Source organism: Collinsella sp. AM29-10AC (assembly GCF_003469085.1).
Lineage (GTDB): Bacteria > Actinomycetota > Coriobacteriia > Coriobacteriales > Coriobacteriaceae > Collinsella.
The window spans coordinates 1-19,360 of the sequence record NZ_QSKB01000019.1; the positions used below are offsets into that span (position 1 = coordinate 1).

General features: G+C 58.8%; 20 protein-coding genes and 1 riboswitch. Of the genes, 15 read left to right on the forward strand and 5 right to left on the reverse strand.

The window, feature by feature from the left end; genetic code table 11:
• Positions 1-451 precede the first annotated feature (451 nt).
• From DW754_RS07165 to DW754_RS10980, 8 genes are all read left to right on the forward strand, one after another.
• The gene (locus DW754_RS07165) at positions 452-2,452 is read left to right on the forward strand and encodes an NAD(+) synthase (RefSeq protein ID WP_117759058.1); all 2,001 of its coding nucleotides are present in this window, start codon (positions 452-454) and stop codon (positions 2,450-2,452) included.
• A gap of 118 nt (positions 2,453-2,570) precedes the next feature.
• A complete protein-coding gene (locus DW754_RS07170) occupies positions 2,571-3,734 on the forward strand; it encodes a pyridoxal phosphate-dependent aminotransferase (RefSeq protein ID WP_006234344.1) in 1,164 nt (387 codons plus the stop codon).
• 201 nt (positions 3,735-3,935) lie between these two features.
• The gene (locus tag DW754_RS07175) at positions 3,936-4,886 is read left to right on the forward strand and encodes an L-lactate dehydrogenase (RefSeq protein WP_117759056.1); all 951 of its coding nucleotides are present in this window, start codon (positions 3,936-3,938) and stop codon (positions 4,884-4,886) included.
• A 114-nt stretch (positions 4,887-5,000) separates the two neighbouring features.
• Entirely contained in the window at positions 5,001-6,161 is a 1,161-nt protein-coding gene (locus tag DW754_RS07180) for a DUF2974 domain-containing protein (RefSeq protein WP_117759054.1), read from the forward strand.
• Between the two features lie 111 nt (positions 6,162-6,272).
• Positions 6,273-7,277 (forward strand): nucleoid-associated protein, encoded by a 1,005-nt coding sequence (locus DW754_RS07185; RefSeq protein ID WP_022094136.1) that lies wholly within the window; start codon positions 6,273-6,275, stop codon positions 7,275-7,277.
• Between the two features lie 84 nt (positions 7,278-7,361).
• A complete protein-coding gene (locus DW754_RS07190; protein ID WP_117759052.1) occupies positions 7,362-7,712 on the forward strand; it encodes a hypothetical protein in 351 nt (116 codons plus the stop codon).
• A complete protein-coding gene (locus tag DW754_RS07195) occupies positions 7,709-8,053 on the forward strand; it encodes a type II toxin-antitoxin system RelE/ParE family toxin (RefSeq protein WP_117759050.1) in 345 nt (114 codons plus the stop codon). The genes DW754_RS07190 and DW754_RS07195 overlap by 4 nt, the downstream gene beginning before the upstream one ends.
• The gene (locus DW754_RS10980) at positions 8,050-8,214 is read left to right on the forward strand and encodes a hypothetical protein (protein ID WP_158561637.1); all 165 of its coding nucleotides are present in this window, start codon (positions 8,050-8,052) and stop codon (positions 8,212-8,214) included. Before DW754_RS07195 ends, DW754_RS10980 begins: the two co-directional genes overlap by 4 nt.
• A 70-nt stretch (positions 8,215-8,284) precedes the next feature.
• On the opposite strand, the gene dapD is transcribed toward DW754_RS10980, so the two are convergent.
• The 3 genes from dapD to dapA are packed head-to-tail and all read right to left on the reverse strand — an operon-like array spanning position 8,285 to position 12,086.
• Entirely contained in the window at positions 8,285-9,004 is a 720-nt protein-coding gene (dapD, locus tag DW754_RS07200; protein WP_117759048.1) for a 2,3,4,5-tetrahydropyridine-2,6-dicarboxylate N-acetyltransferase, read from the reverse strand.
• 39 nt (positions 9,005-9,043) lie between these two features.
• Positions 9,044-9,784 carry a 4-hydroxy-tetrahydrodipicolinate reductase gene (gene dapB, locus DW754_RS07205; RefSeq protein WP_199411463.1) on the reverse strand — a complete coding sequence of 247 codons (741 nt, stop codon included), beginning with the start codon at positions 9,782-9,784 and terminating at the stop codon, positions 9,044-9,046.
• Positions 9,777-12,086 (reverse strand): 4-hydroxy-tetrahydrodipicolinate synthase, encoded by a 2,310-nt coding sequence (gene dapA / locus DW754_RS11175; protein WP_117759047.1) that lies wholly within the window; start codon positions 12,084-12,086, stop codon positions 9,777-9,779. Before dapA ends, dapB begins: the two co-directional genes overlap by 8 nt.
• 65 nt (positions 12,087-12,151) lie before the next feature.
• Positions 12,152-12,320: riboswitch (Lysine riboswitch) on the reverse strand.
• 144 nt (positions 12,321-12,464) lie between these two features.
• On the opposite strand from dapA, the gene DW754_RS07215 reads away from it, so the two are divergent.
• The 7 genes from DW754_RS07215 (at position 12,465) to DW754_RS07245 (ending at position 17,242) form a co-directional block, all read left to right on the forward strand.
• Positions 12,465-13,652, forward strand: a complete 1,188-nt coding sequence (locus tag DW754_RS07215; RefSeq protein WP_233506200.1) for an N-acetyldiaminopimelate deacetylase — start codon at positions 12,465-12,467, stop codon at positions 13,650-13,652.
• A gap of 102 nt (positions 13,653-13,754) precedes the next feature.
• A complete protein-coding gene (locus DW754_RS07220) occupies positions 13,755-14,036 on the forward strand; it encodes a type II toxin-antitoxin system RelE/ParE family toxin (protein WP_117759046.1) in 282 nt (93 codons plus the stop codon).
• Complete coding sequence (locus DW754_RS07225) at positions 14,008-14,349, forward strand: HigA family addiction module antitoxin (RefSeq protein WP_117759044.1); 342 nt, start codon at positions 14,008-14,010, stop codon at positions 14,347-14,349. Before DW754_RS07220 ends, DW754_RS07225 begins: the two co-directional genes overlap by 29 nt.
• Positions 14,350-14,377: 28 nt before the next feature.
• Entirely contained in the window at positions 14,378-14,701 is a 324-nt protein-coding gene (locus DW754_RS07230) for a hypothetical protein (RefSeq protein ID WP_117759042.1), read from the forward strand.
• Between the two features lie 164 nt (positions 14,702-14,865).
• The gene (locus tag DW754_RS07235) at positions 14,866-15,309 is read left to right on the forward strand and encodes an FxLYD domain-containing protein (protein ID WP_055309781.1); all 444 of its coding nucleotides are present in this window, start codon (positions 14,866-14,868) and stop codon (positions 15,307-15,309) included.
• A gap of 32 nt (positions 15,310-15,341) precedes the next feature.
• On the forward strand, positions 15,342-15,764 hold the full coding sequence (locus tag DW754_RS07240) for an XRE family transcriptional regulator (RefSeq protein ID WP_117759040.1): 423 nt from the start codon (positions 15,342-15,344) through the stop codon (positions 15,762-15,764).
• A gap of 98 nt (positions 15,765-15,862) precedes the next feature.
• Positions 15,863-17,242, forward strand: a complete 1,380-nt coding sequence (locus DW754_RS07245) for a protein kinase (protein ID WP_117833482.1) — start codon at positions 15,863-15,865, stop codon at positions 17,240-17,242.
• A 37-nt stretch (positions 17,243-17,279) separates the two neighbouring features.
• On the opposite strand, the gene DW754_RS07250 is transcribed toward DW754_RS07245, so the two are convergent.
• Together DW754_RS07250 and DW754_RS07255 are read right to left on the reverse strand one after the other, a co-directional pair.
• On the reverse strand, positions 17,280-18,413 hold the full coding sequence (locus DW754_RS07250) for a glucosaminidase domain-containing protein (protein WP_117759034.1): 1,134 nt from the start codon (positions 18,411-18,413) through the stop codon (positions 17,280-17,282).
• Positions 18,414-18,647: 234 nt separating this feature from the next.
• Positions 18,648-19,280: an MOSC domain-containing protein gene (locus DW754_RS07255; protein WP_199411461.1), complete on the reverse strand. Its 633-nt coding sequence runs from the start codon at positions 19,278-19,280 to the stop codon at positions 18,648-18,650.
• Positions 19,281-19,360: the final 80 nt, after the last annotated feature.

A 19,360-nucleotide genomic window follows, 5' to 3' on the forward strand; every position in this document is an offset into this window, starting at 1 on the left:
CGCGTTGCGCTGAGTCCTGAGGCTGTTGCAATGAAAATGACAATCAAGGAAAAAAGAGGGACTATCGACAAACGAGGAGCAATTAAACAAGTTGGTTGATAATTGCATGAAAGCAGATATACTACAATTGATTAGATAGAGGAGGTTTCTGCATGGACGTTATTAACAAAGATCTCTTGGAGCAACTGAAAGAGTCTCAGGAAGAGGGCGTCGTGGTAGAAGTGTTCGACTTTGAGGACTACATGGATAAATTCTGCCATTAGTTTCGGAATTAACTTGCCTCGCTTAAAGGAGAAGTCGATTATCGATTTCTCCTTTTTTAATTAAAGATATTTTTGGAATACATGCTCTTAGCACAGGTTGGCGTCTCAGTAAACTGAGAGGTTGCTTTGGCTAGTTAGAGATATGTGAACGTCCGTTAGACTGAATCTCAGGGTAGAAGGGGCCTCCAGTGTCCAGATCAACAAGGCAATGCTGCGTTTCGGCTAATAAGAACGATGGCTTTTTGCGTGTGGCGGCGGCGTCGCCGCAGATTCGCGTGGCCGATGTCGAGGGTAATGCCGAGGTTGCGCTGGCAGCTGTTCGCAGAGCTGCCGAGCGCGGCATTCGCGCGTTGGTGTTGCCCGAGCTTAATCTGTGCGGCTATACCGCGGCCGATCTGTTCCATAACCGCACACTGCTGCATGCCTGCGAGGCGGCACTTGTGCACATCCTTGATGAAACCCGTGAGTTGCCGGTCGTCTTTACCATCGGTCTTCCCGTTGCAGTTGCCGAGAATATCTACAACTGCGCCGCCGTGTGCTGCGCGGGCGAGCTTTTGGGCCTCACGGCCAAGAAGTATCTGCCCAACTATGGCGAGTTCTATGAGCGCCGTTGGTTTGCTCCGGCGCCTGCGGATCCCGTGTGGGTTGAATTTGCCGGTCAGGGTCCGGTCCCGCTGGGTTCGGGGCTTGTCTACCGTTGCTGTGATGAAGGCGCCGAGGACCTGGTGCTGGGCGTTGAGGTCTGCGAGGACCTGTGGGTGCCGGCGCCTCCTTCGACCGAGATGGCGCTTGCCGGTGCGACGGTGATTCTCAACCCGTCGGCCTCGGACGAGATCATCGGCAAAGCGGATTACCGCCGCAGCCTTATCTCTAACCAAAGTGCACGCCTGTACTGCGCCTATGCCTACGCGGACGCGAGCGAGGGTGAGTCCACGACCGATATGGTCTTTGCGGGCGAGAACCTCGTCTACGAAAACGGCTCCAAGCTCGCCGCGACCAAACTGCTTACCTGCGATATGGCCATCGCCGATGTCGATCTTGACCGCCTGGTTGCCGAGCGCCGTCGCTCGACGACGTGGGCGCGCGCGGACGATGCGCCGGAGGCCACGACCGTTGAGTTTTCTTTTGAGGGCGTGCTGGCCAAAGAGCCTGTCCTGCGCGATGCCTGCGATATCGACCGCGTTTTCCCTCGCGCGCCTTTTGTGCCGGCCGACCACGGTGATCTGGCCGAGCGTTGCGAGACTATTCTCAATCTGCAGACTGCGGGCCTCAAGACCCGCCTTGCCCATACGGGTACCAAGGCTGCCGTCATCGGCCTTTCCGGCGGCCTCGATTCCACACTGGCGCTACTCGTGACCGTGCGTGCCTTCGATGCGCTGGGGCTGCCGCGCTCGGGCATCACTGCCGTGTCCATGCCCGGCTTTGGCACGACGCATCGCACCAAGTCCAACGCCGAGTCGCTCGCGCGCGACCTGAGCGTGAGCTTCCGCGAGGTTTCGATTCACGCGGCCGTGGAACAGCACTTCAAGGACATTGAGCACGATCCGACCGTGCAGGACGTGACCTACGAGAACAGCCAGGCCCGCGAGCGTACGCAGATTCTGATGGATCTGGCCAACCAGGCTGGCGGTTTTGTCATCGGCACGGGCGACCTGTCGGAGTTGGCACTCGGCTGGGCTACCTATAACGGCGACCACATGAGCATGTACGCCGTCAACGCGAGCGTGCCCAAGACACTCGTGCGTCACTTGGTGCGTTATGCGGCTGATGTCTTTGGCGGGCGTATTGCCGAGGTTTTGCTCGATATCCTCGACACGCCGGTGTCCCCCGAGCTTCTGCCGCCCACGGGCGACGGCGAGATTGCGCAGAAGACTGAGGATTTGGTGGGCCCGTACGAGTTGCACGACTACTTCCTCTACTACTTGCTGCGTTTTGGCTTTGAGCCGGGCAAGATCTACCGCATGGCGCTCAAGAGTTTCGAGGGTGTCTACGACGCCAAGATCGTCCACACGTGGCTGCGCACGTTCTATCGTCGCTTCTTTGCCCAGCAGTTTAAGCGCAGCTGCCTGCCCGATGGTCCCAAGGTGGGCTCGGTGACGCTCAGCCCGCGCGGCGATTGGCGTATGCCGAGTGACGCCAGCTCGCGTCTGTGGCTTGCGCAGATCGACGCGCTCAATCCAATTGACTAAGGTTGGCTAAATTGAACCAATACGGGGGTGGCAAGCGTTACACTTTTGCAATCTGATGGCCCGTATCGCGTGGCGCTCTTGTCGGAGCGCCGCGTTTTTTATATCGAAAGGTGGCACCATGCAGGCATCGCAGCGTCTCGACCGCTTTGGCGCGGAGGTCTTCGCCTCGCTCAACAACAAACTGCTCGCGCTGAAGGCTCAGGGCAAGACCATTTACAACATGAGCGTGGGCACGCCCGACTTTAAGCCGTACGACCACGTGGTCGAGGCGCTCACGCAGGCAGCCCAAGATCCCGAGATGTGGAAGTACGCCCTGCGCGACCTGCCCGAACTCAAGCAAGCCGTGTGCGATTACTATGAGCGCCGCTTTGGCGTTTCGGGCATTACGCCGTCTATGGTGCAGTCGTGCAACGGCACGCAGGAGGGCGTGGGCCATTTGGGCCTGGCCCTGCTCGATCCGGGTGACACCATCCTGGTGCCCGATCCATGCTACCCGGTCTTTGAGGCGGGTGCCAAGATCGCCGATGCCAAGCTCGAATACTATCCGCTGGTTGCCGAGCATAATTACCTGCCCTATGTGGCGGGTATCGATCCCGAGGTTGCTGATCGTGCCAAATATATGATCGTGTCGCTGCCCGCGAACCCGGTCGGCTCGGTGGGTACGCCCGAGGTCTACGAGGAGATAATCGCTTTTGCCCGCGAGCACGATCTGTTGATCGTTCATGACAACGCGTACTCCGACATCGTGTTTGACGGCGAGCCCGGCGGCAGCTTCCTGCAGTATCCCGGTGCGCTCGAGGTGGGCGTGGAGTTTTTCTCGCTTTCCAAGTCGTTTAACGTCACCGGTGCCCGCATCGGCTTTTTGGTCGGTCGCGAGGATGTGGTCTCGGCCTTTGCCAAGCTGCGCGGGCAGATCGACTTCGGCATGTTCTTCCCGATCCAGAAGGCCGCCATCGCGTGCCTTAATGGCCCGCGCGATGAGGTCGAGGCGCAGCGTCTGAAGTACCAGGAGCGCCGCGATGCCCTGTGCGACGGTCTTGAGGGCCTGGGCTGGGAGCGTCCCAACGCGCATGGCTCTATGTTTGTGTGGGCCAAGCTTCCCGGTGGTCGCACCGATTCCATGGCGTTTTGCGAGGAGCTCATGGAGAAGGCCGGCGTTGTGGTGACGCCGGGCGCGAGCTTTGGCCCTTCGGGCGAGGGGCACGTGCGCATGGCGCTGGTCCTACCGCCCGATCAGATTGCTTTGGCTGTCGAGGCCATTCGCGAGGCGGGCCTGTATTAGAAAGGTGTTTCGACTCGTCAATAGCTCGAAACCGATTTCGTGCAGTTATTTTACGAATCCTGCAAATAATTTCGGTAAACGGTCGATATTTGGCTGCGAATAGGAGCATAATCAAAGTCCCGATTGGATGTATTGGGATTACGGCAAGCCGCTCGGGTCGTTCCCGGGCGGCTTGTTTGTGGAGAGAGATGGGAGTTTCTAATGGTTAACGAGAAGAAGGTCGCTATTGTCGGCTGTGGTTTCGTCGGTTCGTCTTCGGCGTTCGCGCTGATGCAGAGTGGTCTGTTCTCCGAGATGGTCCTCATCGACGTGGACAAGAACCGTGCCGAGGGTGAGGCCCTGGATATCGCGCACGGCATGACGTTTGCCGAGCCGATGAAGATCTACGCCGGCGATTATTCCGATGTCGCCGACGCCGCCATGATCGTCGTCACCGCTGGCGCCGCCCAGAAGCCCGGCGAGACACGCCTGGACCTGGTCAACAAGAACGTCAACATCTTCAAGTCCATTATTCCCGAGATCAAGAAGTCCGGCTTCGACGGCATTCTGCTGATCGTCTCCAACCCAGTCGACGTCCTGACCTATGCCGCCATCAAGATGTCCGGTCTGCCCGAGGGCCACGTCATCGGTTCCGGCACCGTGCTCGATACCGGTCGCCTGCAGCAGATGCTCGGCGCCCACGTCGAGGTCGACCCGCGCGACGTTCAGGCCTACGTCATGGGTGAGCACGGCGACTCCGAGTTTGTCGCTTGGTCCAGCGCTCAGGTTGCCGGCGTTCCGCTGAACACCTTCTGCGAGCTTCACGGCCACCTGGAGCACGAAGCCGCCGAGAAGCGCATCGCCGAGGACGTCAAGAACTCCGCCTACACCATCATCGAGAAGAAGCACGCCACCTACTACGGCGTCGCCATGGCCGTTAAGCGCATCTGCACCGCTGTCATGCGCGATGAGCAGACCGTTCTGCCCGTTTCCTCGCTCATGGTGGGCGAGTATGGCCTGTCCGATCTTGCCATCTCCATGCCGACCGTCGTTGGTCGCGACGGCGTTGTCTGCCGCGTTCCCGTGCCGCTGGACGATGACGAGCAACATGAGCTCACCGCCTCCGCCAAGGCCCTCAAGGACATCATCGACAGCGTCGACTTCTCCTGCTAAATCAAGCTCGTTAGAGCGAAAAGCTACAATGAAGGCGTCCGAGCCCACACGGCCCGGGCGCCTTTTTGGTGCAAAGTAACCTGACCCCAATGCACCATAGTTGATGGGAGGGCCATGTCGGATTCGCCTAATTTTTTGACCTATGCCCAGACGGCGTTTGATCCGTTTGAGGAGCGGCCGTTCTGCGCGGTGGATAGCCTGGTCTTTGCGTGGTTGTCCTATTTGCGTTTGCCGGGTGATATGGCGGAGCTGACGAACTGGCAGGGCCTAGACGTACGCGAGCTGCTGCGTGCCGAGTGCTACCGGGACATGATTGGCGACTTGTGGGACCCAGAGGGGAGCAGGGCCTTGCTGGAGGCCGTGGCAGCAAGCCCTCGCTACCGTGGCGTGAACGTTTGCGGCTATCGTGCCGTGAGCGATGTGGTGGCGACGGAGCAGTTTGCAGCCATGACGTTCCGGTTTCCGGCGGGGTTTAGCTATCTTTCCTTCCGAGGGACCGACAGCACGATTGTGGGCTGGAAAGAGGACTTTAACATGGCGTTCCGGTGTCCTGTGCCGGCCCAGGAATCCGCGGCGCGTTATGTGGACGAGGCGGCGGATGCGATTGACGGGCCGCTCTTGTGCGGAGGCCATTCCAAGGGCGGAAATCTGGCTGTGTATGGTGCAGCGATGTGCTCAAGCGGTGCTCGCAACCGGATTGAGCGGGTCTTCTCCCACGATGGCCCTGGCTTTGTCGAGGAGTTTCTGAACGGAGACGCCTTTGCGAGCCTTTCTGGTCGTATTGATAAAACCCTGCCCCAGTCTTCGATCTTCGGCATGATGTTCGAGACGCAAGAGGACTACGCTATCGTCGAAAGCACCGAGTTTAGCCTGCTGCAACACAATCCCTTTAGCTGGGTGGTCGACGGCTGCGATTTTGTGTATTGCGAACGCCTGTCTGCTGGCGCGCGATATGTTGATGGCTCTATTCGCGAGATGCTGCTTGCAGTGTCACCTGGCGAGCGCGAGCGTTTTGTAGATGCGTTGTTCTCCGTGTTTGAGGCTACGGGCGCCGAACGTTTTGCGGATATCGCCGGGAACATGCGCGAGAACCTGCCTGTGATGCTCCGGGCCGCCCAAGGCTTTGACAAGGATACGCGCCATTTTGTTTCGCAGACCATCGCGGCAATCCTTAGATGTGCATTGCTGCCCAAACGCCCTCAGATCGACATGTCCGCTGCCGGTAAGAGTCTGGCAGAACAACTCGAGGCCTGGCAGTCCGAGCTCCTGCGTTAACCATTGGTGCAGAGAAACCTGGCCCCAATGCAGCAATCTCCGATGCGCTTGGGGCGGGCTCGACCGCTATACTGGTTCGTGCCGAAATCGATCTAGAACGGAATGCCGTATATGAAAATCAATCACGCGATTCTGCATATCCTGGACTTTGACTCTGCCGTTAACGTTATGAGCCAGCGCGAGCTCGATATCGAAAGCCGTACCGTGCGCAACTTCGTGACCACGCATCTGCGCCGCGCACGAACCTCGGCCGACAATAAACGTGCCACGTTTGCCGAGAACTCTGCGTTTGGCGGCGAACTCAAGGGCTATTTCTTTGGCGAGCGCGAGTTCGTGGACCTGTCGCAGCAGATTGCGGAGTTCATCTCTTCCGAGCTCACCAAAGCCGAGAAAGCCGAGTCCACCGACGTGCTCGTGGCCGATTTTGACGACGATGAGGATGCCCGCTGGTTTGCCGTGATGCTGCTGGGCTCCAAGCAGGCTTTTATGCACGAAGTGGGCCGTGAGGAGGGGGAGGTACGCAACGACATCGCGCGCCACTACGCTATTCTGCCAAACCCCTCGCAAAAGGTGCCGAGCTATGCCATCGTGCGCGCGAGTACCATGGAGATCGGCTACGTGGACAAGAAGCGCAAGATTGCCGGCGAGGACCGTATGCTTATCCCCGATGGCCTGCTGCAGTGCGACACGGGTGTATCGGGCAAGGAGGTCATCGACACCGTGACGCGTGTGGTCGAGGAAGTCGCCGAGGAGCATGGTGCCAATACGGCCGTGGCACTCGCCAAGGTTAAGGCTGCCGTTGCCGAGAAGGTTGAGGATGACGAGGAGCTGCCGCCTTGGGATATCGTCGATGAGGTCTTTGAGGACGAACCGGTCATCAAGGAAAGCGTGCGCGCGGCACTGACCGAGGAGAAGGTTCCCGAGCGCGTTCCCGTGGAGCGCAAGCAGGTCGAGCGCGCTGCCGTGCGCAATCACAAGATCCGTACCGACACGGGTATCGAAATCAGCTTCCCGGCCGAGATGGGTTCGAATTCCGAGTACATCGAGTTCGTCAACGAGCCCAACGGCCTTATCTCCATCGAGCTCAAGAATATCGGTAGTATCGAGAATCGATAGGGCTTTTTTCTTTCGAATAAAAGTCTGGATTATATTTTGAAGTATACTTTGAAATATAATCCAGATTATTTTTTGGAGGTCAAAATGTCCCCACTTGTTCTGGAAAAACCGGTGTTTACAAAAGACCAGGTTGTTTCGGCTACCGAAGCAAGCAAGTCTTTATCTGCCATTCGTAAACGCGCAAAACGCGCGCCACAGTTCATTGCCGATCATAACGATATCGATACCGTGATCATCGACTATGCCGCCTATGAGGAAATGTACGGCGCGCTGCAGTATCTGCACGAACTTGAGATAAATCGCATCGCTGCGGATCGAGTCAAGCATGGTCCGCATGAATTTGTTCCGTTTGAGGACGCCCTAACTACCGAGGAGCTCGCGGAGTTTGAATCGATGGATCCGGACGCGATCCCCGATGAGGATCTTTTCGAATGAGTGGGCATTTTGTCGTCGGCTTTTTGAATCGAGACGTCGAGAAGGAATATCAAAAACTAGACGGATCTCAGCGAAGACTCGTCCGTATTGCAGTCGCGAAATTAAAGACGCGCGCTGATGAAATCGGAACGCCGCTTCACGGCGAGCTTGCCGGCTGCAAAAAGATCAAATGGCGGAATGCAGGACTCCGAATGGTTTTTCGAATCCGGGAGGACGGAACGGTTGAGATTGCCGAGATCGTGGCAATAGGGCGGCGCGACCGTTCCGAGGTCTATAAGACGGCCGCAGGGCGCCTGTCAAAGCGACCCGCCATGGTTGAATACGACGGAACCCTGAGATGATGAAGGCCGAAGCCCCGATGGTGCTTCGGCCTTTTTTTGTTTTCGGCTTGGTTGCTGACATTGCGCCGCAGGCTGAGCATACGTCAGCGAAAACGCCCCAGAGCGAGCAAGGTGACGTGAAAGAGGAAGGCATTGACCTTCTGGTCATGCCTGACGATTGAACATCAGATTGCCGCTCTGGGTCGTTTGCAGCGTCGACCTGTTACGCGGTTTGTCAAAACCGCGTAACTATTAAAGCTGGCGCAGGCCCTCTTCGAGGCCGGTCTTGCTGTCGGTCTTCTCGTCGCGCAGCTTGATGACGCGGGCGGGGACACCGGCCACGACGGCACCGGCGGGGACGTCCTCGACGCACACGGCGCCGGCGGCAACGACGGCGCCCTTGCCTACGTGCACACCCTCCAGGACCACGGCGTTGGCGCCGATCATGACATCGTCTTCGATGATGACGGGCGTGGCGCTGGCGGGCTCCACAACGCCTGCCAGCACGGTGCCGGCGCCGATGTGGCAGTTCTTGCCCACGGTGGCGCGGCCGCCCAGCACGGCGCCCATGTCGATCATGGAGCCTTCGCCAATGACGGAGCCGATGTTGATAATGGCACCCATCATGATGACGGCGCGGTCGCCGATCTCGACGCGGTCACGGATAATCGCGCCCGGCTCGATGCGGGCGTTGATGCCCTTGAGGTCGAGCATGGGCACGGCGGAGTTGCGGCAGTCGTTCTCCACATCGTAGTAATCGATGGAATCGGCATTGGCATCAAGGATAGCTTTGAGCTCGTCCCAGTCGCCAAAGACGGTCTTGCCGCGACGGCCGCCGTAGACATGTGCGTTGCCCCAGGCAACCTTCATGCCGGGTTTCTCACGCACGTACAGCTTGACAGGCGTCTTTTTGGGCGCGGTGGCGATGTAATTGATAATCTCCTGGGCATCCATCTCGGCTGCATTGCTCATTTGATGTCTCTCCTTTGGGTGGATTCGGTTGATACCTGGTTAGGCAAACATGACCTGGTCGAACGTATAGAAGCCAGGCTCGTGGGTGACGAGCTTCTGCGCGGCTGCCAGGGCGCCGTTGACAAAGATCTGACGGCTTGTGGCACGGTGCGTGAGCGTGACCTCCTCGTCCTGGCCAAAGAAACTTACTTCGTGCACGCCGGCGACGGTGCCGCCGCGCAGCGAGTGCATGCCGATCTCCTTGGGGTCGCGCGCTCCGCACATACCCTCGCGGCCATAGACGGGGTGGTAACCTGCCTCGGGCTCGGCTTCGACGACGGCGTCGAGCAACAACTTGGCAGTGCCGCTGGGGGCGTCGACCTTTTGGTTATGGTGTGTCTCGACGATTTCGCAGTCAAAGCCGGGCAGCTCGCGTGTGGCTTGCGCCACCAGATGGCGCAGGGCGGCGATGCCGATAGAGTAGTTGCCCGAGTGCATGACGCGGGCGTTCTGGCCCAGCTCGCGCAGGCGATCCATCTGCTCGGGCGTATAGCCCGTGGTGCCCGAGACCAACGCCGCGCCCGTGCGCTCGACATAGGCGACGACGGCATCGAAGGTCACGACGTTCGAGAAGTCGATGATGACGTCGGCTGCCGGGGCGTTCTCGAGCTCGGACAAGTCGAAGCCGATCTGGGCGACGATGTCGAAAACGGGCTGACCGGCGGCGTTGACAATGCCCCCGGCGGTAGTGCGGATGAGCGAGCCCATGCGGCCCGTTCCCATAATGACGGTCTTAATCAAGCAGACCAGCTCCCTTCAGAGCATCGGTAAGTGCGGAGCGCGTGTCGTCTGCCATGGGGCACAGCGGCATGCGATAGTTTGCCTCGATCATACCCATCTGGGCGAGTGCTTCCTTGACGGGGATGGGGTTGACCTCGCTAAAGAGGGCATTGATGAGCGGCTGGCCGGCAATCTGGATATTGCGGGCGCGCTCCACGTCACCGTCCAGATAGGCGCGGCACATGTCGTGCACGAGCTGCGGCTGAACATCGGCCCACACGCTGATGGTGCCCGAAGCGCCCAGGCTCATGAGCGGTACGGTAAGTGCGTCCTCGCCCGAGTACATACGGAAGTCGTCGGACAGCAGGTGGGCGATCTTGGCTGCGTAGGCGACGTTGCCCGAGGCTTCCTTAATACCCATGATGTTGGGGTGCGCGGCCAAGCGCTCTACGTTGCGCTCGCTGATGCCGCAGCCGCAGCGGCCGGGAATGTTGTACAGGATGCAGGGGATGTCCACGGCATCGGCGACGGTCTTAAAGTGCTGATAGATGCCCTCTTCATTGGCCTTGTTGTAGTAGGGGGTAATGAGCAGCAGACCGTCGGCGCCCAGGCCCTGGTAGGTGAGCGACTTGGTGAGCATGGTCTGCGTGGAGTTGGAGCCCGAGCCGGCGATGACGGGGATGCGTCCTGCAACTTGCTTGACCACTGCGGCGACAACGGAGTTGTCCTCGTCGTCGGTCATCGTGGCGCTCTCGCCGGTGGTGCCCAAGGTGAGGATGGCGTCAGTGCCGTTTTGCAGGTGGAAATCGATAAGGCGCTCGAGCGCGTCAAAGTCGACGCTGCCGTCCTTTTTAAACGGCGTAACAAGGGCGACGATTGAGCCCTCGAGATTGCGGATGTCCATGTTCTTCTCCTTCGCGTCCGCGATCTGGATGCGTTTGTTCCATTGAGCGGCGACTGTCAGGCGCTCGTCTTGGGCGCGACGGCGGGCACTTTCGGCGCGCGACTTGGCCAGCAGCTCTCGGCCGCTCGGCAGCACGTCGAGCGTGGCAAAATAATCGCCCGGGCGCTCGGCGCGGCGGATGAGGTCGGCTGAGCCATCGGGACGCAGCAGGACCTCGGCGGAGCGCAGGCGGCCGTTGTAGTTGTAGCCCATAGAGTAGCCATGCGCACCGGTGTCGTGAATCACGAGCAGGTCGCCCATTTCGATATGCGGCAGCTCGCGGTCGATGGCGAACTTGTCATTGTTCTCGCACAGATTGCCCGTGATGTCGTAGGTGTCTGTGACGGGCGCTGTGGTCTTGTCGTCGCCACCCGGCTGACCCATTACCGTAATGTGGTGGTAGGCGCCGTACATGGCAGGACGGATCAGATCGACGGCGCTTGCGTCGACACCGATATAGTCCTTGTAGATCTGCTTTTCGTGGATAGCCTTGGTGACCAGGCAGCCGTAGGGCCCCATCATAAAGCGGCCCATCTCGGTGCAGATGGCCACATCGCCCATACCGGCGGGAACCAGGATTTCGTCGTAGGCCGCGTGCACCCCCTCGCCGATGGCGTGAATGTCGTTGGCCTGCTGCTCGGGCAGATAGGGGATGCCGACGCCGCCGGACAGATTGATGAAGGCGACATGTGCACCGGTCTTGCGCTCCAGGCGCACGGCAAGCTCAAAGAGGATGCGCGCGAGCTTGGGGTAGTAGTCGTTGGTGACGGTGTTGCTGGCAAGGAAGGCATGGATGCCAAAATTCTCGGCGCCCTTGGCCTTGAGCATGCGGAAAGCCTCAAAGAGCTGCTCGGTGGTCATGCCGTATTTGGAGTCGCCGGGGTTATCCATGATGCCGTTGGAGAGCTGGAACAGGCCGCCCGGATTAAAGCGGCAGCTGACCGTCTTGGGGATGGGGCCCGCGACGCGCTCAAAGAACTCGATGTGGCTGATGTCGTCAAAGTTGACGATGGCGCCCAATTTGTCGGCGAGCTCAAAGTCCGCTGCCGGCGTGTCGTTGGACGAGAACATGATGTCGTGTCCCGTGATGCCCAGCGAGCGGGCGATCATGAGCTCGGTATAGCTCGAGCAATCGCAGCCGCAACCGTATTCGTTGAGAATGGAGATGAGCGCCGGGTTGGGATTTGCCTTGACGGCAAAGTATTCCTTAAAGCCTGGGTTCCATGCAAAGGCATCGCGCACCTCTTGCATGTTGCGGCGGATGCCCGCCTCGTCATATAGATGAAACGGCGTGGGGAACTGCTCGACGATATGCTCGAGCGTCTCCTTGTCCACAAACGGCTGCTTGGCCGCATATGCCTCGTTGGGGGTCAATGCCATGTCCCGTAAACCTCGCTATCCAGACGGCGCCATCTGCGCATCGAATCCGCATAGCGTGGACCCAATGTCCGGATAGCGCTCCCGCATTGCTGCAGACAGTCCTGCGGGTGTTTCCCGCAGGCCCACCAGGTTGTTCGTGCCCGAAAAGCCCAGTTCGGCGGGTTTCGCCTCCCCACGGGGTCAAAGCCTGCCGGCTCGCCCGCGGTTCTTCGTGCCCGCGCCTCTATCAAGTGGTAACGACCCTACCACGTTGCACTTTACCAAACAAGAGTATTCGTATATAACGTTTAAAAAATGCAGGGATATGCTGGAAACATGTGCGCCACAATCCTGTATCACAATAAGTTGCAACAGATGTGCCTCACGAAGGGATCCTCTATGACCGAGCTCCAAGAACTCCGTCGCTATCGCCGCGATCTCCATCGCATTCCGGAGCTCGATTTCGATCTTCCGCAAACCATTGCCTATATCGAGGGCGTGTTGGCACCGCTCGCTTGCGAGGTGACCCATCCGTGCCCCAGCTGCGTCTGCGCTTTCTTCGACGCCGGCGTTGGTGCCGCGCATGCCACGGCGATTCGCGCCGATATGGATGCGCTGCCCATTGCCGAGGCAACAGGGGCAGCGTTCGCCTCGACACATCCCGGCAAGATGCACGCTTGCGGACATGACGGACACATGGCCATGGCACTTGCCGCCGCGACGTATGTCGACCGTACGATTCGCGAGCAGCCGGGCGCCATTAGGCGCAACGTACTCTTTGTGTTCCAGCCGGCCGAGGAAACGACAGGTGGTGCCAAGACGGTATGCGAGAGTGGTGTGTTCGAGCGCTATGGGGCCGACCGCATTTTTGGCTTCCATGTGTGGCCCGATCTGCCTGCCGGCACGTTGGCGAGTTGTTCCGGTCCGCTGCTGGCGCGTTCGAGCGAGACGCATATCCATATTCACGGTACGAGCATCCACATCGCTAAGACCTATGGTGTGCCGGTTGGGGAGTCGCACGATGCCGCGTTGGCGGCAGCGAAGTTTTTGGTTGCCGAGCGCGAGCTGATGGACGAGCTGGGCACCGACGAGCCCTGTATCGGTAAGTTTGGTCTGCTGCAGGCCGGTACCGTCTGCAACGCGGTGGCGGGGGAGGCCCATGTTGCCGGCAGCCTGCGTGTGTTTACGGACGACATGTTCGACCGTGCGCGTGAGGGTGTGCGCCGCGTGCTTGATGAGGCATGCGCCGCAACGGGCTGCGCATATGACCTCGATTTTGCCGAGGGCTATCCGCCGGTCGACAACGACCCCGAGCTGTTTGCCAACATCATGCCTGCCTTGCCCGAGCTGCAACTTGTGGACGAGCCGCTGCTGATCGCCGAGGATTTCGCGTTCTATCAGCGCCATCTGCCGGGCGTGTTTTTCCTGCTGGGTACGGGTATGCCAGAGGACCAAGACAACCCGAGTGATTCGGATGGCTGCCCCGCTTATGCCACAAGCGCTCTGCATACCGATAGCATGCTCTTCGACGAGGAGATTCTTCTCAAAGGCTTCGATGTCTACAAACGATTACTTTCGCTTGACTAAGGCGTGAAGGACTATTTGTTCTAGAAAACACGAACAAACGTACGATATAATAGAGATGTAAGTCTATAGAAACGTTTGACGTTACTAACGTAAGGCGATACTATGATTGCATCGTATATAGATGAGGATACCGAACGCTTTGCCATGGGTGTGCGGGTCAGGAGGTTCGTGCCCTTTGAGCGCGTTGCGCTGAGGAAGATTCGCCAACTGCAGGTTTGTGCTTCGCTTGATGATCTTCGCGTTCCGCCGGGCAACCGCCTGGAAGCTTTGAAGGGCGATCGTGCCGGTCAATATAGCATCCGTGTTAACGAGCGCTATCGGGTCTGTTTTGAGTGGAGACAGGAGATGGCTTGGAATGTCGAAATCGTCGATTATCACAAGTGATGAGACCTCGGCCGATTTGCTGTCGCCGGTGACCCCTGGTGAGCTTCTCAAAGAGGAGTTTCTTGTTCCCATGGGCATTTCTCAATATCGCCTTGCGAAAGAGACCGGGATTCCGGCTCAGCGTATCGGGCAGATTGTCTTGGGAAAACGTCGCGTGACGGCCGACACCGACCTCCGTCTTTGCCGTTATTTTGGCCTGACGGATGGTTATTGGCTGCGCGCTCAGGTGGCGTTTGACCTTGAGGTCGAGAAAAGGCGGATCGAACCGGAACTCGATAAGATCGTTCCTGTTCAGCAGGCCATCGCACTGTAGTGCTCAGAGATGATGGGGTGGCGCGGCGATGAAGCGACGCCGACAGTCTGCTGTATATAGTCCGGGCGGTTGCGGGTGCGGCTTGCTGCTGCTCCCGGTCATCGCTGTGAGCATTGGCGTAATGTTTGCGCTTGCCGGGTTGGCAGCAGCGGCACTCGTGTTGCTGATTGTGGCCATTGGCGTGACGATTTGGCTTTGCCGCAATCGCGAGCAACGCCGTGCCGACGGTAAAACCACTGTCGGCTGGGTCGTCTTCCTGATTATTGCGTACCCGCTGAGTGCCAGCTACCTGGTGTTCTTTGTCCTGTTGATGATCAGCGCCTTTACTGGGGAATCCGTAACGGTGGGTTGACGCGCTGCCAGCAGACGGTTGCGCAAAGTGCGTTTGCTCGGCGTTTGGATAACTGCATTGGCCGTTTACTGCAGCCTTAGCTCTCAGCTAATGAATTCAAGTTCAATCCTTTCTACGATGTGCTGTGTGCCGGCGCGGTAGCCGGATCGTAGGAAGGATGAATAATGGCAAAAGAGGGAAAGAAGCCGATCGGCAAGATTGTCCTAGGCGTCATCGTGGTGCTGGTTATCGTCGGTGCCGTGGGCTCTATGGGTGGCAATTCAACCGATTCGTCTGCGAGCGATTCGGCAAAACCTGCCGAGGCGACACAGCAGGCTGAGGAGCAAAAAGAACCGCAAGAACCGTATACCATTGCTGATGAGGCTGAAGACACCTCCAATCAGTTTGCCTATAAGATCACGGGCACGCTGACCAATAACACGGACAAGGAAAAGAGCTACATTCAGATTGAGTATGTTCTGTATGATGCCGATGGCAACCAGGTTGGAACGGCTCTTGCAAACACCAATCATCTGAAGGCGGGCGGCTCCTGGAAGTTCGAGGCGCTGGGTACAGTGTCTCCCGACCAGGTTGCTAGCTGGGAGCGTTCGGACGTAAGTGGTTTCTAGCATGTTGCATGCACTGGGGGAGGTGAAGCCGTATGCCCGATAAAAAGCTGACCGAGGAGTTGCTCAATGAGCTTCTCGATGCGCCGAACATCGATGGCTATATCAGGGAGCACGACTTTGCCGCCCCGTCGCTTTCGGACTACCTGAAGCAGCTACTGCAGGAAAAGGGCTTGGAGCGTTCGCGCGTGGTTCGCATGGCCGATCTCAATGAGACCTTTGGCTATCAGATCTTTACCGGCGCGCGTCATCCGAGTCGCAATAAGGTGCTGCAGATTGCCTTTGCGATGGCGCTGACGCTCAAAGAGACCAACCGTGCGCTGACGGCTGCCGGGGTAAGCGTCCTTAACTGCAAGGACCACCGCGATGCGATTATCATCTTTTGCATCGATCGCGGGTGCAGCCTCCAAAAGGTCAACGAGGAGCTGTATCGCTTTGGCGAGGAGACGGTGAGTTAGCGGCTGATATCTGAGCCGGTGGAGCTGTCGAACAACGATGCAAACGAACGGGGCGCGGATGCCATGGGGTGTCTGCGCCCTGCGCTATGATGGAGGCTATGGATACTCAGACCCCAACATATTCCAATGACGAGCTGACCGCAGCGCTTGCCGAGCACCTGGCGTCGCTCGATCGCGACGACAGCTATCGCGTGGAGCGTGTACTTAAGCGCTCGTCCGTTGAAACAACCGAGCTCGTGTACTTTGAAGGAACCGGCGGTGGTTCGCTCGGCCCCTTTGTCCGTAAGCGCATCGATGCTTCGGCTCAAATCGGTGGGGCATACGGGCGTCTGTTTGCCGCTCAGCGGGCAGGTAGGCGTTTTGAGCACCTGCCCAGAATCGTCGATTGTCGTCGTGCGGGCGACGAGCTCAACGTGGTTATGGAATACATCGAAGGGGAGACACTCGGGGCGCTGGTGGACCGTCTGGGAGCCACCCCCGATTATGCGCACGAATTGTATCCTGCCCTATGCGATGCCGTGGGCGAGCTCCACGCCGGTTTTGCGATGGCGGGGGAGACGTCGGCGCCGGTGATCCATCGCGACCTCAAGCCGTCGAATATCATCATGACAGGTGCCAACTATACGCCTGATGACGGTCTGACGTTTTCGTCGCTGGTGATTATCGACTTGGGGATCGCGCGCGTATGGCGCGATGGCGCCGATGCCGACACCATCAAGTTTGGGACACGGCCCTATGCGCCGCCCGAGCAGTATGGGTTTGGGCAGACGAGCGTGCGAAGCGACGTCTACGCACTTGGCGCCCTGTTGTTCTTCTGCTTGACGGGAGTCGACCCTAAACCAGGGCTCGACATGCGCGAGCAATGCGAGGCGCGTGGCATTCCCACCCCACTTGCCGATGTCATCTGCATGTCGATGGCGCTCGACCCGGCCAAGCGTTTTGCGAGCGCGGAAGCGTTGGGACGGGCGACGCGCGCGGCATACGATCTGAGTCGCCCCGTGCGGCCTCCTGCGCCTGCGCCTGTCCGTACTCCGGCCTCGGAGACGGTGTTGACGCCCCAAGGGCTCCAGAACCCCACAGGGCTTCCTAGGCCTGCCGCCTCCGCTGCATGCGGTTTGCTCTCTCGCGTTCCGGAGTCTCTGGGGCGTATTTGGAATACGCTCGTCTGCTTCTCGCTGCTTGTGTTCTTTGCCGGAAGTCACTTTGCCGTCTTTCACCCCACGGGAGCAAACCAAAGCTACCCGACGTGGCTTCTCATAATCGAGTATTTTTTCTTTGTCGATGGCCTTATGGTGCTTATGCATTTTGCGCTGCTCGATAAGCGCCGTCTTCGTCGGCGATTCGCACTGCTCGACAGCTATCGCGGCAAGAAACTCGCGAAACTCTGGCTCAAGGCATTGGGTGTGCTGCTCCTATGCATGATCGTCATAGTCGCGGTTGCCAATGCGACCGGCGTTGTCGATACCTCCGCTACCTAAAAGAAAAGGGCCCCATTGGGGCCCTTTGCAGTTGCACTTAGATGCGGTTCATCTGAGCGGCGACTTTGTTGTACCAGTCCTGCCACGTGGGCGGGCAGTACTTTTTGGCCGCAGCCGGGGTAAGGGTGGAGCCGTAGTTGGCGCCCAGATAGGCAACGTGAGCGGAGATGCCCTCGCTCCAGCTGCCAAAGCTGCGCCAACCGCCGCCACGTGCACTCCAGCCCCAGGCGTTATAAGAATTGGCGCAATAAGCACCCTTGGTGCTCTCGATGCAGGCGATGGCGGGGGACCAACGGGGGTCGACACCGGTATTCCAAGCGGCGACGGCAAAGTTATAGCCCTGGCCTGCCATAGGGGAGCCGGCGAGATAATTGTCGATGCGGCTCGTCCACTCATTAATGAACGAATCGTAATCGGAGCTACCGGTATTGGAGTTGTTCACCGTGGTGTCGATGGTGGTGTTGGTGTTGGTGGCCTGGCTGCTGGAATTGCTGCCGCTTACGCCCTCGCCCGAGAGCTTCTCGGCGGCAGCGGCCTTATCGGCCTCAAGCTTGGCAAGCTCGGCGGCATTTTCCTGCTCGGCTTTTGCCTGTGCCTCGCTGCGGAGCTGCTGGGCCTGTGCCAGCGCATCCTCGGCGTTTTTCTGCTCCGCCTCAAGCTGAGACTTGGCCTGCTGGAGCTCGGCCTTGTTCTGCTCGAGTTCGGTTTGCATGCTATTGAGCTCTTCGATCTCGTCGACGCTCGAGCTCGTGATCTGGTTGGTGTATTTGCAGGTCGTGATGAACTCACCCAGGCTCTGCGCGTTGACCAGGAAGCTCACGATGGGATTGGTGCCCTTCTGATACTTGTACAGATCGCGCATGGCAGAGCTTGCCTTGGCCTGCTGCTCGGGAAGCTTAGCCTCGATTTCCTCGATGCTTGCCTCATTGGAGTCAATCTGCTTTTGCAGGTCATCGAGTTTGGTGCGGGCGTCGTTGTAGGCGCTCGTGGCGGCTTCGATCTTCTGCTGGGCTGCGGAAAGCTGGTCCTGCGTTGCCTGCGAGGCGGCATACGCCGCAACGGGGGAGAGCATCGGCGAGGCCGTCAGCGCAACGGCGAGCGCGGCGCTCGTGATGATACGAGCCGGCTTCGACGCAATGAGCGCTGCGGTGCGATGATTCGAATGCTGCATCCAGTCCCTCTGCAATCAATCGTAGGTTATGGTTCGAACGGTATTCTACTACTGCTTTCGACCTCAACTTGAACCTTAAAGGTTCCAAAGGGTCAAGTTGAACTTGAGGCTTTGGCTTTGACCTGCAGTTATGATGAATTGTTGAGAAACCATAGAGTTCAACTTTAACGTTACGGGGGCCTGTTTAAGAGGAACTTTGGGCTGTAAAAGCTATCTCAACGTGGGGTTTTACAACTACAGCGTGCCCTCCTGGCGAGCCTGCTCAATCTCTTCGAGCGCCTCGGCGGGGGTGAACGAGCAAGTGCCGTCGCCGAGCTTGACCACCTGGATTTCGTCGCCGGTATGGACCTCTCCGCCCTTTAGTACCACGCCGAAAACGCCCTCGTGGGGAAAGATGCAGTCGCCGGCGAGATAGTAGATGGCACAGCGGGTATGGCAGACTTTGCCGATCTGACTGATTTCGACGAGTACTTCGCTGCCGAGCTTGAGCTGCGTGCCCAAGGGGAGTGAGAGCAGGTTGATACCCTGGGTGGTGAAGTTCTCGCCAAAGTCGCCCTCGTGCACATCGAGCCCGCGCGCCTGCGCCGTCTGGATGGACTCCGCGGCTAAAAAAGAGACCTGGCGGTGCCAATGTCCGGCGTGCGCATCGGTAGCGAGGCCAAATTGCTCGATGACGGTGTCGCGTCCATCGGCGACGGGCGACTTGCGAGTGCCTTTGTGCTCCGACGTGTTGATTGAGACGATACGGGCAGGCCCGTTGTAAGCATCGTTTGCGGTGCGTAGGGGAGCTGCCGTCTGGGCACGATCCGCAAGTTCGCGCTTGGCGGCGTCAATGATGGGGTTGTTGATCGGATGAGCCTGGGGCACGGTGCACCTTTCGACGGGGCGGGCAACATGTTGAATCCTACAACAATGGTAGGTTCATTGCCCATTGTCATACAACGGTG

Excerpts from the sequence above, each read along its gene's own strand:
- dapD (WP_117759048.1), bottom strand. The coding sequence starts at position 9,004 with ATGAGCAATGCAGCCGAGATGGATGCCCAGGAGATTATCAATTACATC.
- DW754_RS07240 (WP_117759040.1), top strand. The coding sequence starts at position 15,342 with ATGCCCGATAAAAAGCTGACCGAGGAGTTGCTCAATGAGCTTCTCGAT.
- DW754_RS07195 (WP_117759050.1), top strand. The coding sequence starts at position 7,709 with ATGAGTGGGCATTTTGTCGTCGGCTTTTTGAATCGAGACGTCGAGAAG.
- DW754_RS10980 (WP_158561637.1), top strand. The coding sequence starts at position 8,050 with ATGATGAAGGCCGAAGCCCCGATGGTGCTTCGGCCTTTTTTTGTTTTC.
- DW754_RS07225 (WP_117759044.1), top strand. The coding sequence starts at position 14,008 with ATGTCGAAATCGTCGATTATCACAAGTGATGAGACCTCGGCCGATTTG.
- DW754_RS07190 (WP_117759052.1), top strand. The coding sequence starts at position 7,362 with ATGTCCCCACTTGTTCTGGAAAAACCGGTGTTTACAAAAGACCAGGTT.
- DW754_RS07245 (WP_117833482.1), top strand. The coding sequence starts at position 15,863 with ATGGATACTCAGACCCCAACATATTCCAATGACGAGCTGACCGCAGCG.
- DW754_RS07170 (WP_006234344.1), top strand. The coding sequence starts at position 2,571 with ATGCAGGCATCGCAGCGTCTCGACCGCTTTGGCGCGGAGGTCTTCGCC.
- DW754_RS07215 (WP_233506200.1), top strand. The coding sequence starts at position 12,465 with ATGACCGAGCTCCAAGAACTCCGTCGCTATCGCCGCGATCTCCATCGC.
- DW754_RS07220 (WP_117759046.1), top strand. The coding sequence starts at position 13,755 with ATGATTGCATCGTATATAGATGAGGATACCGAACGCTTTGCCATGGGT.
- DW754_RS07180 (WP_117759054.1), top strand. The coding sequence starts at position 5,001 with ATGTCGGATTCGCCTAATTTTTTGACCTATGCCCAGACGGCGTTTGAT.
- DW754_RS07230 (WP_117759042.1), top strand. The coding sequence starts at position 14,378 with ATGAAGCGACGCCGACAGTCTGCTGTATATAGTCCGGGCGGTTGCGGG.
- DW754_RS07185 (WP_022094136.1), top strand. The coding sequence starts at position 6,273 with ATGAAAATCAATCACGCGATTCTGCATATCCTGGACTTTGACTCTGCC.
- dapA (WP_117759047.1), bottom strand. The coding sequence starts at position 12,086 with ATGGCATTGACCCCCAACGAGGCATATGCGGCCAAGCAGCCGTTTGTG.
- DW754_RS07250 (WP_117759034.1), bottom strand. The coding sequence starts at position 18,413 with ATGCAGCATTCGAATCATCGCACCGCAGCGCTCATTGCGTCGAAGCCG.
- DW754_RS07175 (WP_117759056.1), top strand. The coding sequence starts at position 3,936 with ATGGTTAACGAGAAGAAGGTCGCTATTGTCGGCTGTGGTTTCGTCGGT.
- DW754_RS07235 (WP_055309781.1), top strand. The coding sequence starts at position 14,866 with ATGGCAAAAGAGGGAAAGAAGCCGATCGGCAAGATTGTCCTAGGCGTC.